7 protein-coding genes and 1 tRNA gene are annotated in these 13,172 nt (G+C 52.5%); 4 read left to right on the forward strand and 4 right to left on the reverse strand.

Features of this window, described 5'->3' with window-relative positions:
- Positions 1-90: 90 nt before the first annotated feature.
- The 3 genes from murI to ACQ4W6_RS05620 all read right to left on the reverse strand — a co-directional run bounded on the left by murI (position 91) and on the right by ACQ4W6_RS05620 (position 3,299).
- Positions 91-975 (reverse strand): glutamate racemase, encoded by an 885-nt coding sequence (gene murI, locus ACQ4W6_RS05610; protein WP_436566194.1) that lies wholly within the window; start codon positions 973-975, stop codon positions 91-93.
- Positions 976-1,039: 64 nt separating this feature from the next.
- A complete protein-coding gene (locus ACQ4W6_RS05615) occupies positions 1,040-2,584 on the reverse strand; it encodes a fumarate hydratase (protein ID WP_436566195.1) in 1,545 nt (514 codons plus the stop codon).
- Between the two features lie 100 nt (positions 2,585-2,684).
- On the reverse strand, positions 2,685-3,299 hold the full coding sequence (locus ACQ4W6_RS05620; protein ID WP_436566196.1) for a YqhA family protein: 615 nt from the start codon (positions 3,297-3,299) through the stop codon (positions 2,685-2,687).
- Positions 3,300-3,596: 297 nt separating this feature from the next.
- Between ACQ4W6_RS05620 and acs the strand changes: the two genes are divergently transcribed.
- The 4 genes from acs to ACQ4W6_RS05640 all read left to right on the forward strand — a co-directional run bounded on the left by acs (position 3,597) and on the right by ACQ4W6_RS05640 (position 10,425).
- Positions 3,597-5,603 carry an acetate--CoA ligase gene (gene acs / locus ACQ4W6_RS05625; protein WP_436566197.1) on the forward strand — a complete coding sequence of 669 codons (2,007 nt, stop codon included), beginning with the start codon at positions 3,597-3,599 and terminating at the stop codon, positions 5,601-5,603.
- A 190-nt stretch (positions 5,604-5,793) separates the two neighbouring features.
- A tRNA-Ser gene (locus ACQ4W6_RS05630) sits at positions 5,794-5,884 on the forward strand.
- 727 nt (positions 5,885-6,611) lie between these two features.
- A complete protein-coding gene (locus tag ACQ4W6_RS05635) occupies positions 6,612-8,279 on the forward strand; it encodes a dsDNA nuclease domain-containing protein (RefSeq protein ID WP_436566198.1) in 1,668 nt (555 codons plus the stop codon).
- Positions 8,272-10,425, forward strand: a complete 2,154-nt coding sequence (locus tag ACQ4W6_RS05640) for a DEAD/DEAH box helicase (RefSeq protein WP_436566199.1) — start codon at positions 8,272-8,274, stop codon at positions 10,423-10,425. Before ACQ4W6_RS05635 ends, ACQ4W6_RS05640 begins: the two co-directional genes overlap by 8 nt.
- A gap of 629 nt (positions 10,426-11,054) precedes the next feature.
- Here the strand turns inward: ACQ4W6_RS05640 and ACQ4W6_RS05645 are convergent.
- Positions 11,055-13,103 (reverse strand): M13 family metallopeptidase, encoded by a 2,049-nt coding sequence (locus ACQ4W6_RS05645; protein ID WP_436566200.1) that lies wholly within the window; start codon positions 13,101-13,103, stop codon positions 11,055-11,057.
- Between the last annotated feature and the right edge of the window lie 69 nt (positions 13,104-13,172).

The following is a 13,172-nucleotide window of genomic DNA, read 5'->3' on the forward strand; positions in this document are numbered from 1 at the left end:
CGAATTATACAAAGAACTCGGCAAAGTGGCAAATCTAAATGCAGTCTTTTCTAAATTATCGAAAGATTGCCTGAAAACGGTGATTTTCATTCACACGGACAGGTGTTCGACGGGCGGTTGCAAGTCCAGCAGCCCGGCGAAGGCTTTCGCCAGCGCCTCGACACTGGCCGTCGTGTAACCCTGCAGTTGCGGTGCGTCGTTGTTGATGCGGCGCAAGCTTGCCGCATCGAGCAAGCGGGCCAGCTGGCGCGCTACCGCCTCGCCCGTGTCGATCAGGGGGATGGCTTCCTGCGTGTGGGCGCGTACCGTGCGCGCGATGGCGTCCTGCACGAACGGGTAGTGGGTGCAGCCCAGCACCAGGGTGTCGACGCCTTGCGCCAGCAAGGGCGCGATGTAGCGCTCGAGCATGGCGCTGGTGGCATCCATCGGGTCGCTGCCCAGCGCGCACTGCTCGATGCACTCGACCAGGCCGATGCAGGGCTGCAAGACGAAGGTGGCGCCGGTGGCGGCACTGACCTGTTTGCGCAAGGCCAGCAGCTTGTCGCCGCGCAAGGTGCGCTCGGTGGCCAGCACGCCGATCTTGCCGTTGCGGCTGATGCTTGCCGCCGGTTTCAAGCCCGGCTCGACGCCGACGATGGGTAATGCAGGATAGCGCGCGCGCAAGGCCTTGATGGCGGCAATGGTGGCCGTGTTGCAGGCGACCACCAGCGCCTTGGCGCCCTGTTCCAGTAAATACGCGGCAATTGCCAGCGAGCGGTCGATGACTTCCTGCTCCGTCTTGTCGCCATATGGCGCGTAAGCCGAATCGGCAAAGTAGATCAGGTCTTCCTGCGGCAGTTGCGCGCGGATATGGCGCAGCACCGACAGGCCGCCCACGCCGGAGTCAAACACGCCGATGGGGGCGTCGCTGCGGGCCGGGGTCAGACCCGCCGGGTCTGGCCCCAGTTTTACGCCATTGTTTAGGGTAACTGTCATATGGACCGATGGTGATGAAAAAACGCCGCGCTAGCCTGGGGCTGCGCGGCGCATGGTGCGCTACTTAAGCGACTATTACCGGGATCTTGCTGACGCTGCTATTGAGCTGCTCGATCTTCGCTTGCCATTCCTTCGGACCCGTGTTGTGCACCGAAGTGCCTTTCGAGTCCACGGCCACCGTGACGGGCATGTCGACGACGTCGAATTCGTAGATCGCTTCCATGCCCATGTCGGCAAAACCCAGCACCTTGGCGTGCTTGATGGCTTTCGACACCAGGTAGGCGGCGCCGCCGACAGCCATCAAATAGGCCGACTTGTGCTTCTGGATCGATTCGATGGCGACCGGGCCGCGCTCGGCCTTGCCGATCATGGCGATCAGGCCGGTTTGTTCCAGCATCATGTCGGTGAATTTGTCCATGCGCGTGGCGGTCGTCGGTCCGGCCGGGCCGACGGCTTCGTCGCGTACCGGATCGACGGGGCCGACGTAATAGATCACGCGGTTTTTGAAGTCGACCGGCAATTCTTCGCCACGGGCCAGCATGTCCTGGATGCGCTTGTGCGCGGCATCGCGGCCCGTCAGCATCTTGCCGTTCAGCAGCAAGGTCTGGCCCGGCGTCCACGAAGCGACCTCTTCGCGGGTCAAGGTATTGAGGTCAACGCGCCTGGATTTTTCCGTGTCCGGCGTCCAGTGCACTTCAGGCCAGGAGGACAGCGATGGCGGCGTCATGTAGGCTGGACCCGAGCCGTCGAGCACGAAGTGGCCGTGGCGCGTGGCGGCGCAGTTCGGGATCATGGCGACCGGTTTCGATGCCGCATGTGTCGGGTGCATCATGATCTTCACGTCGAGCACGGTCGTCAGGCCGCCCAGGCCCTGCGCGCCGATGCCCAGCGAGTTGATCTTGTCGCACAGCTCGATACGCAATTCTTCCAGCTTGTTTTGCGGGCCGCGTTGTTTCAGCTCAAACATGTCGATGTCTTCCATCAACACTTCTTTCGCCATCAACATGGCTTTCTCGGCCGTGCCGCCGATGCCGATGCCCAGCATGCCAGGCGGGCACCAGCCGGCGCCCATGGTCGGCACCGTCTTCATAACCCAGTCCACCAGCGAGTCGGACGGGTTCATCATGATCATCTTCGACTTGTTTTCCGAGCCGCCGCCCTTGGCAGCGACTTTCACGTCGACAGTATTGCCTTCGACCAGTTCCATGTGCACCACGGCTGGCGTGTTGTCCTTGGTGTTCTTGCGGTCGAAATGCGGGTCGGCCACGATGGAGGCGCGCAGCTTGTTGTCGTCGAAGTTGTACGCGCGGCGCACGCCTTCGTTGACGGCGTCGGTGACCGTGCCGCTAAAACCTTCGAAGCGCACGCCCATGCCAATTTTCAGGAAGACGTTGACGATACCCGTGTCCTGGCAGATAGGACGCTTGCCTTCCGCGCACATGCGCGAATTGGTCAGGATTTGCGCAATCGCATCTTTTGCCGCCGGGCTTTGTTCCGCAGCATAGGCGCGCGCCAAGTGCTCGATGTAATCAGCAGGGTGGTAGTAGCTAATGTACTGCAACGCTGCGGCGACGGATTCGATCAGGTCTTCTTGCTTTATGACAGTCATGGTGTTCTCGCGGTAGATAAGAAGGGTAAGGCTCTTTACTCGTTACTGCATCAGATTGGCAAAGCCCAGGGCTACGGTTGGCAGCCATGGGCTTCTTGTATTAGTGCGGCGGGCGGGCCTGGTTCTGCGTCACCGTCATGATGCGGTCGGTGTAGGCAATCGCCATGGCCGACAGGATGAAGACCATGTGTATCACCGTTTGTGCGATGATCACTTCCATCTTGTAGGAATTGGCGTTGATGAAGGTCTTCAGCAGGTGGATGGATGAAATGCCGATGATGGCCATCGCCAGCTTGGTCTTCAGCACGGACGCATTCACATGCGACAGCCATTCCGGCTGGTCCGGATGGTTGTCCAGGTGCATGCGCGAGACGAACGTTTCGTAGCCGCCGATGATGACCATGATCAACAGGTTCGAGATCATGACCACGTCGATCAGGCCCAGCACCACCAGCATGATGGTCGCTTCGTTCAGCTTGGTTGGCAGGGCGCCGCCCGGTACGGCAACCGCCGTCAGCACGTGCTGCAGCGCTGCATCGTTGCCGAAGACGGCGCCGATCAGGTCGGACAGTTCCACCCAGAAATGAAATACATATACGCATTGGGCGAGGATCAGGCCCAGGTACAGTGGCAACTGCAGCCAGCGCGACATGAAGATGAAGGCGGACAGGGGATGCAGCTTGCTGTGTTTGGGTTTTTGTGAGTGATCGATCATCTGGGGTTTCCTGGGGGAGTAAATACCAATTTTTGGCATGCCCGACATTTTACACTTGCTGATCCTTACTGCGCTTGGCCTTGAATTGGATTCTTGGACTGGATGAAACACAAGGTGACATCAATTATTCGTCGAGTTATCACTTTTTCCATCGAGAATGCAGGGCGGTGCCCCCTTGGCTCCCCTCGCCTGCGGCGATTATGGTTAGAATTAACGGAGGAAAAACGCTGCATGTAAGGCGTCCGTAAGACGCGAAGCCTATTGTGTTAGCAAACAATTACTACACTGGAGACCAGCATGACAGCTACAGAAAACCAAGGGCAGGGCACGGAGCAACAGGGACCAGGAGAGTCGCGCGTATTTGAACCGTCGGCAGCATTCGTCGCACAGGCAACGATTTCCGGCATGGCGGCTTATCACGCCATGGTGAAAGAAGCCGAAAGCGACTATGAAGGCTTCTGGGCCAGGCTGGCGCGCGAGAACCTGAGCTGGAAAAAGCCGTTCACCCGCACCCTGAACGAAGACAACGCCCCATTCTACAAATGGTTCGAAGACGGCCAGCTGAACGTGTCGTACAACTGCCTGGACCGCAACATTGAAAATGGCCTGGGCGACAAGACCGCCATCATCTTCGAAGCGGACGACGGCACCGTCACCAAGGCCACCTACAATGAATTGCATGCCCAGGTCTGCAAATTTGCCAATGGCTTGAAGGCCAAGGGCATTGCCAAGGGCGACCGCGTGATCATCTACATGTCGATGTCGGTCGAAGGCGTTGCCGCAATGCAAGCCTGCGCACGCATCGGCGCTACCCACTCCGTGGTATTTGGCGGCTTCTCTGCGAAGTCCTTGCAGGAACGCATCATCGACGCGGGCGCCGTGGCCGTCATCACGGGCGACGAGCAATTGCGTGGTGGCAAGAAATTGCCACTGAAAGCCATCGTCGACGAAGCGCTGGCGCTGGGTGGCTGCGATTGCGTGAAAAACGTCATCGTCTACCAACGCACGGGCAGCGACTTGCCGATGGTAGCTGGCCGCGACACGTGGCTGCACGACCTGGTCGCAGACCAGAGCGCGCAATGCGAGCCGGAATGGGTCGATGCCGAGCATCCATTGTTCATTCTCTACACATCCGGTTCCACCGGCACGCCGAAAGGCGTGCAGCATTCGAGCGGCGGCTACCTGCTGTGGGCCGCGCTGACGATGAAGTGGAGTTTCGACATCAAGCCGAACGACGTCTTCTGGTGCACGGCCGACATCGGCTGGGTGACAGGCCACAGCTACATCGCCTATGGCCCGATGGCCGTGGGCGCCACGCAAGTGGTGTTCGAAGGCATCCCGACCTACCCGAACGCGGGTCGTTTCTGGGAAACCATCAAGAAACATAACGTCAGCATCTTCTACACGGCGCCAACGGCCATCCGTTCGCTGATCAAGGCGGCCGACGTCGATCCGAAAGTGCACCCAAGCCACTACGACCTCTCCAGCCTGCGTTTGCTCGGTTCGGTCGGCGAGCCGATCAACCCGGAAGCGTGGATGTGGTACTACAAGAACATTGGCGGCGAGAAATGCCCGATCGTCGATACCTTCTGGCAAACGGAAACGGGCGGCCACATGATCACCCCATTGCCGGGCGCAACGCCAATGGTGCCCGGTTCCTGCACCCTGCCATTGCCGGGCATCATGGCCGCCATCGTCGACGAAGCGGGCCACGACGTGCCGAACGGCCAGGGTGGTATTTTGGTAGTGAAACGCCCATGGCCATCGATGATCCGCACGATCTGGAACAACCCCGAGCGTTTCAAATCCAGCTACTTCCCGGAAGAGCTGGGCGGCAAGATGTACCTGGCAGGCGACGGCGCCATCCGTAACAAGGACACCGGCTACTTCACCATCACAGGCCGCATCGATGACGTGCTGAACGTCTCGGGCCACCGCATGGGCACGATGGAAATCGAATCGGCGCTGGTGGCCAACCCGCTGGTGGCCGAAGCGGCCGTGGTGGGCCGCCCGGACGACACGACGGGCGAATCGATCTGCGCCTTCGTGGTGCTGAAGCAGGCACGTCCGACGGGCGAGGAAGCCAAGAAGCTGGCGCTGGAACTGCGCAACTGGGTCGGCAAGGAAATCGGCCCGATCGCCAAGCCAAAGGAAATCCGTTTCGGCGACAACCTGCCAAAAACCCGCTCCGGCAAAATCATGCGCCGCCTGCTGCGCGTGCTGGCCAAGGGCGAGACCATCACGCAGGACGTATCGACCCTGGAAAACCCGGCCATCCTGGAGCAGTTGAAAGAAACGTCTTAAAGAGCGGCCAGCCCCTCCGGAAGCGCAGTGCGCGCCACTGCGGCGCATCCTTCCGGCGGGCCTGGGCCAAACTTTTACTCCAGGGTAAATAACTTTGGCAGTCCGTAGAATCTTTGCTATAATCTGCGGCTTCGCGACAAGCGATATGCAGTACACAATGTGAGCAAGCAAGACGCACGCATTGCCTTCAGGAGAGATGGCTGAGCGGCTGAAGGCGCACGCCTGGAAAGCGTGTATAGGGTAATACTCTATCGGGGGTTCGAATCCCCCTCTCTCCGCCACAGACGAAAAAAGAAAAGCTACCCTCGGGTAGCTTTTTTTTCGTCTGTGGCGCAGAGAAGCACGCCCCCTGCGGGGCGTGCGCGGGGGATTCGAAGGGCCGGGCCTACCGGCCCGGCCCTCTCCGAATCTACCGACTGCTGCCGCTGCGCGGCAGCCTCGCGCGCCTCCGGCGCGCGTTCGTGGTTCTAATCAGGTTTGCAGCTGAGCATGATTCTACGGCGCCCAATGCATGAGTCCGTGTCTGAATGGCAGACTTGACCCCGGCGCGTTCGTCTGTACGCGGAGAGAAGCACGCCCCCTGCGGGGCTTGCGCGGGGGATTCGAAGGGTCGGGCCTACCGGCCCGGCCATCTCCGAATCTACTGACTGCTGCCGCTGCGCGGCAGCCTCGCGCGCCGCAGGCGCGCGCTCGTGGTTCTAATCAGGTTTTCGGCTGAGCTGGCTTCTACGGCGGCCAACGCATGAGTCCATGTCCGAATGGCAGGCGTGACCCTAGCACCACATAATATGACGTATACTGTTTATATATACAGTAAAATTATGGATGTAAGCTTTTGAATTCTACCCAATTGTCACTTTAAATGAGGTTCCAACACCGTTTTCGGTCTTTATGCGTTGACTAGTGCTTATTAGTCCATCTTGTTGTTAGAATGAAAGTAAGCTGCCTGTTTTAAGGTTGGCTGTACGACGGATGACTTCTATGTAGCACTATCAAAAAGCGTAAATTATGAAAGCTAATAATGCGATGAAACGCGACGACAGTGGCGGAGTGGGAGCGAAAAGTGGGTTTTTATTCCAAGATTATGTAGCGGCATACTACGTTTTTCAGATGTTGCAGAACAAAAAGATAACAGGTGTTCGTTGTGAGGTAACCGATGATATCGATCTTTTATATAGCAATAATGAAATCGAATATGTTCAAGTAAAGACAACGGAAGGAGATCGGAAATGGTCGATCGCGGAATTTTGCGAAGTTACGAAAGTCAAAAAGGAACGTAATAAACCAAAGCCGCCTCCTGCAAACGACTCAATCCTACATAAATCTTTAAGCTGCGATGCTGACAACTCCGTAAAAGCAACTTTTAAAATAGTGAGCAAACGTGATGTTTTAAACGCCTTAAATTACTTGCGGACTCCGATCACGGAACGCATAGACACATCACCAAAGCCCGAATTACTTAAGGCATTAAACGCAAAAATTGGTTCTTTTTTTTCTCCTGCAGGGAGAGACGTAGAATTCTGGTTAGATAATGCTAGCTGGGATGTGTTTTCATCGATCAATGAGTTAGAGTTAAGGATATATAGAGATATCCTAATTTCTGCTCATGATCATGGGATTTTATTAAATCCATCTCGTGATGCAAAAATAATACTCAACGATGTTCTTTGCACGCTTACGAAAAAAAGTGCATTATCGAGAAAAATAACATGTGCAGATAATAAAACTTATTTCAGAAAATATTTTCTAAGTTGGTTTTTCGAAGAAATAAAAATATTAGCGGCTACAAATAGCAGATTGAACACCAAGGTCTATGTTGAATTTAGCAAAACCGAACCTGTTCTTTTGAAATTCTCCGACCACGGATCTGATCAGAAGTTGGGAATAGGTTTGGGCCAAGGATACGAGTTTGGAAAATATAGATTCGACTATATTGCAGATTCAATAATTAATTGGATGCCAGAAATTTTGTTACGACCTAGCGAATTGGCAGATACGTCTCGGGAGAAATTTTTTACTAAGTCGGCCAATATCTCTAAACGTTTTTTAGAGCAAAGTTCCGATTTCTCTGAATTTCTGGGGCGAACTCTAATGCACTCCTCAGTGAGATATTATAGTAATAGCGAACCGATTCCGGTTGCGTTGTATATTGATAAAGATGGAAAAACATTCAAGGAATTCGAAAACGTGCACATTGTCCGAGCTGATAGTGGCGACGAACTTTGGATGGGATTTAGCAGTTTATCTGAAAACTTGAATTTGGCTGACTCAATGGAACAGGTATGTGGTCAACTTCATGAACTTATCACTGTTGACTTTCGACTGCAGAGGAAAAAGATACTTGAGGTAAAAGAAAACAATTATCTCTTAAAGCATGATATTGACGAACTGCTTGATGAGTCGTCTTCTCTAGATGATCACATCCATCGATTTAAATTTGTTATGTTCATTGGTTATAAATCTGCACATCTTTCAATTGAAGAAGAAGGTCAGGATTATAAAATAACACAGTTAATTGAAGCTCAAGAAAATTTCGAAAAGATGATAGAGAAAATATTAAATAAAGATAAATATTTTTCGAGAATTAATGTTTTGCTCTATCTTTATCCTAACCCCTGTATAAAAACATTGGTTAGCGTTGTGCGGAAAAAAATTAATGAGGTAATAGATGTTTAGCGAATTCCAAAACAGGGTGGCAAGCTTGGAAAAAGAAGACGCGGATCTATTCGGGTATCTTAAAAGCGCCAACGATCTTCTATCCAACCCTGCTGACGAATCTCTGGGCAGGGAATTAGTTATTCGAGCATTGGATAAAAAGAAAAAATTTTTAGGTTACGCTGGTTTATTGAAGAATTTAGTTCGTAAGGCTGGGCTTTATCCGTATTTGAACAGTGAATTTTCTAATTTAACGGTAGAGGACGAGTATTTGTTGAGTGTCTATCGCTCGACTCATTCTGAGAAATTCATATTTCATTCTATGCAGTTAAAAATATTTAATTTATTGATGGGTGGGCATAATGTCGTACTGAGCGCACCTACTAGCATGGGGAAAAGCGCAATTGCTGATTCTCTTTTGGCAAGCGGAAAGTATAGCCGCATTGTAATAGTTGTCCCGACCATTGCATTGATTGATGAAACAAGAAGACGTGTTGCGGAAAAATTCAGTAGTAGTTATGAAATTATTTATCACAGTTCGCAAGTTGCTCGATCTTTTCGTAAGACAATTTATATTCTTACGCAAGAAAGAGTAAACGAACGGAAAGATATTTTAGATATAGATCTTTTTATTATAGATGAATTTTACAAGCTTTCCTTTAAGCGTGGCTCGTATGATGAAAGGGCTATTTCTCTCAATATTGCACTTAGTAAGTTATTGGTTTCATCAAAGCAGTTTTTTATGATTGGCCCCAGTATTGATGACGTTACTGGGTTAAGTTCGCTAGGGAGAAACTATTTCTTTTTACCTTCGTCATTTAATACCGTAGCTTTAAATATTTTTAAGTATGATATTGATGCAAACTCAAAAGATTTGAAAAACAGTACTTTGGTGAAGATACTGCAGTCTAGGAATAACGCGAACCAAACCCTAATTTATTGTAAGTCGCCCAATGCAGCAGCCGAAATTGCCACATTACTTATTTCGGAAGGGTTTTCAGATAATTATGATAGCGAGTATGTGAATTGGATTAAGGAGAAATACAGTTCAAATTGGTCATATTCAAAAGCAATTAATGCTGGCATAGGAATTCATCACGGTGCGTTACCGAGAGCCATTCAGCAGTTTACTGTTGATTTATTTAATAGCGGCGTTCTGAAAATATTGATATGTACGTCAACTATCATTGAGGGTGTCAATACTACTGCTGAAAATGTAATAATTTATGATAATCGAAATGGCGTGGGTTCTATAGACCGGTTTACTCATAATAATATAAAAGGCCGAGCTGGTCGAATGAATGTTCATTTTGTTGGAAATGTTCATTGCTTAGAGAGGATTCCAGAAAAAAAAATTGAAAATCAGGTTGTTGAGATTCCCCTTGGGACGCAAGATGAAAATAGTCCGCTGAATTTTATAGCCGGTATTGAGGAGGTTCATATTCAGCCTGAATTGAAGGATTCCCTGGAGAAATATGTCGCTTCCGCACAAGTGCCTTTGTGGATATTAAAGAAACATGCGACGTTCTCGATTGAATCATTGCGTGCTGCGAATGATTATGTGAATTTTTTGAGTTTTTTCGAACTTAGGGCCGTTTGCTCTCCAAAAGTTAGCGCTGAGGGACTGGAAATAATTTGCGGTGCCTTGAAGGTTGCTGCCTCTGCAGCCCTGCGAAACTTGAATTTGCATGGTGAGAAATCGGATTTAAAATTAAAAATTAGCAAATACCTCTTTGCCGAAAGTCATCAGAGTTACCTAGACGAAGTGATTGACTGGGTTCTGAAAAATAACGAAAGTGAGTTTGAAAAGTCTGTTGGTATTGATAGAGAGTTGAAAATTATACGAAATATTTTCGGTTTTACGGTTCCCTCTGTTCTTTCGTTACTACAGGACCTAATAAATTATCGCAGTGAAATTGGGAATCTTAAGGTTATTGCAAACTTTGGATTTGTCACAAGTAAATTTGAATATAACCATTTGCCAAAAAATTTCTCCGCCTTGGAAGAAATGGGAATTCCAGTGCAAACTCTTCAGAAGCTCGTTCATGAAAAATTGTCTTCTGTCAATCTTAATGTTTTGATTCGTTATATTCGTTGGAATTTTAATGAAATTAAAAATATCGACAATCTCGATAGAGCGTTTATTGCCCGTGCATTAAAATATTAAAGAAGATGGTTGTTTATTTATTGAAATTGGCGTTGGTGATTGCATCTGACATAGTAAAAGAATCCACGCTGGTCAGAAGCGATCCTATGGTGATTGAGATGCTGACTTCGGTAATACGAGACGGAAGTATGACGGCGAGTGGCTGAAACGGTTATGGCTCCGAACTGTATGTCAGAGAGCTAGAAAATCCGATAATTTGATTGCGTTGAGTGATCGAATCCGCGGGCTAAAGCGGGCTACACTTAAGGGCACTTCGAAACACTGCAGTTTCGCCCAGGTCGACGCTGCAAGTCTTTGATTTATATAGATGAGATTTCCCGGAAATTAGGTTATGCGAGGTGACCTTAAGGAGTAATCCGGTTTGTTCTTGCTCAGTTATGTAGTTTAGTTTGTCAGCAGCCTATTCTCTGGGGTATGTTTGAGGGTATGCGATAAGCCGAAGCGGATGACCATCAGGTGGAATAAGCCTTCATTTCAATGATGGGAACCCCCCCTCTCTCAGCAGCTCGGACGCCGAGCCCGACATAAACATTGCAAACGCAAAAAAGCCCGCCAAAGCGGGCCTCCCCATCCTAAGACAGCAACAGAATCAGAACTGATTCATCGCATTGTTTTGATGCTTTCCACCTCTACCACATAATCACCCGCTTCTCCGGCGCCAAATACATCGCATCCCCCGCCTTGATCCCGAACGCCTCATAAAACCCCGGCTGGTTCATCACAGTCCCCTTGGCGCGGAACTCGCCCGGCGAATGCGGATCGCTCTTGATTTGCGCAATCGCCGCTTCCGGACGCAGTTTGGCGCGCCATTTCTGGGCGAAGCCGATGTACAGGCGCTGTTCGCCGGTCAGGCCGTCGAGCACAGGCGACGGTTTGCCTCCCAGCGAACGTTGGTAGGCCTTGTAGGTGAGCGACAGGCCGGAGTTGTCGCCGATGTTTTCACCCAGGGTCAGCTCGCCATTGATGAAGTAGCCTGGCACGGGGCTGTAGGCGCCATATTGCTTGACCAGTCCGGCGGCCAGGGCCTTGAAGGCGGTGCGGTCTTCTGCGGTCCACCAGTTGCGCAAGCGGCCCTTGGCGTCGTACTGGCTGCCCGAATCGTCGAACGCGTGGCTGATTTCATGGCCAAAGGTGATGCCCAGCAAGCCGTAGTTGACCGCATCTTCGGCTTTGACGTTGAAGAATGGCGGTTGCAGGATGGCGGCGGGAATCGTGATCGAGTTCAGCGCCGGGCTGTAGCTGGCGTTGACGGTTTGCGGCGTCATCGACCATTCGTCACGGTCGACCGGTTTGCCCAGCTTGGCCAGGTTTTGCTGGCGGCTCCAGACGCGCACGGCGCGCACGTTGGCGATCAGGTCGTTCGGCTGCGTCTTCATGGCGCTGTAATCGCGCCATTTGTCGGGGTAGGCGATCTTCGGCTTCAAGGCTGCCAGCTTGAGCTGGGCTTCCTTCTTGGTTTCCGATCCCATCCAGTCGAGCTGATCGATGCCATCTTTGAACGAGGCCACGAAGTTGTTGAACATGGCCATCACGCGCGGCTTGGTTTCGGGCGGCAGGTACATTGCCACATAGCGCTTGCCGACGGCATCGCTGATGGCGCCATCGGTAAAGCGCAGCGCCAGTTGCCACTGTGGTTCGCTTTGCGGCACGCCGCGCAGCACCGTGCCTTCGAAGGCGAAGCGTTCCTTGACGGTGGCGCTGTCCAGGTAGGAGGCATAGCTTTCGATGATGCGCCAGTTCAAGTAGCTCTTCCAGGATTCCAGCGGCACGGCGGCCACGGTTTCGGAGAAGCCTTTCATGAAGCTGGGCTGGCGCACCACGGCCGAGGTTTCCTTTTGCGTCATGCCGGCGGCGGCAAAGTAGGCTTTCCAGTCAAAGGCGGGCGCCAGCGCGGCGAATTGGTCGAAGCCGACGCGGTTATATGATTTGACGGGATCGCGCATCTGCACGCGCGTCCATTGCGCTGCGGCAAGGCGGCCTTCGATGTCGAGGATCTGGGTGGCATGCTTGGCGGCATCCTTGTCGCCGCTCATGGCCAGCATGGTCTCGATATGCAACAGGTACTTGGCGCGCACGGCCGTGAGCTTGGCGTCGTCGTCCTTCAGGTAATAGTCGCGGTCAGGCAAGCCCAGGCCGGACTGGCTGATGTTGATGGTGTATAGCTCGGGATTTTGCGCGTCGGGCGCGATGCCGGCCGAGAACGGCGTCTGGATGCCATTGCGTTGCAGGTAGGCAAACAGTGCCGGCAAGTCCTTCTTGTCCTTGATGGCGGCGACACGGGCCAGCTCGGCGTGCACGGGCTTGTAGCCGGCGGCATTGCGCGCCTTTTCGTTCATGAAGCTGGTGTACAGGTCGGCGATCTTGTGCGCTTCGCTGCCGGGCTTGCCGGGATTTTTCAGCGTGGCGTCGATCAGGCCGCGCAGCTGGCCTTGCGCCGTTTCGCGCAATTCAATATACGTGCCCCAGACCGATTTGTCGGCCGGGATCTCGGTAGTGCGGGTCCAGACGCCGTTGACGTAGCCGTAGAAATCTTCCTTCGGGCTCACCGCCGGGTCCAGGGTTTTCAGGTCGATGCCCGATACTGGCGCGGCGGTGGTCGTGCCTTGCTGGGCGTGCAATGTGGGGGCGGATAAGGCGAGTAAGGCGCAGCAGGCGGCGCTGATCAGTGAACGATGCACGAAGATTCCTTTAATTGTAATGTGGCTTCATGTTGGGAAGCATGCTGTCTACAGGCATGCGGCGAAAGA

Origin of the sequence: Janthinobacterium woesei (genome assembly GCF_051380875.1) — a bacterium.
GTDB lineage: Bacteria > Pseudomonadota > Gammaproteobacteria > Burkholderiales > Burkholderiaceae_D > Janthinobacterium.

Coding starts and splice junctions, on each gene's coding strand:
- murI (WP_436566194.1), bottom strand. CDS start 975: ATGACAGTTACCCTAAACAATGGCGTAAAACTGGGGCCAGACCCGGCG.
- ACQ4W6_RS05615 (WP_436566195.1), bottom strand. CDS start 2,584: ATGACTGTCATAAAGCAAGAAGACCTGATCGAATCCGTCGCCGCAGCG.
- ACQ4W6_RS05620 (WP_436566196.1), bottom strand. CDS start 3,299: ATGATCGATCACTCACAAAAACCCAAACACAGCAAGCTGCATCCCCTG.
- acs (WP_436566197.1), top strand. CDS start 3,597: ATGACAGCTACAGAAAACCAAGGGCAGGGCACGGAGCAACAGGGACCA.
- ACQ4W6_RS05635 (WP_436566198.1), top strand. CDS start 6,612: ATGAAAGCTAATAATGCGATGAAACGCGACGACAGTGGCGGAGTGGGA.
- ACQ4W6_RS05640 (WP_436566199.1), top strand. CDS start 8,272: ATGTTTAGCGAATTCCAAAACAGGGTGGCAAGCTTGGAAAAAGAAGAC.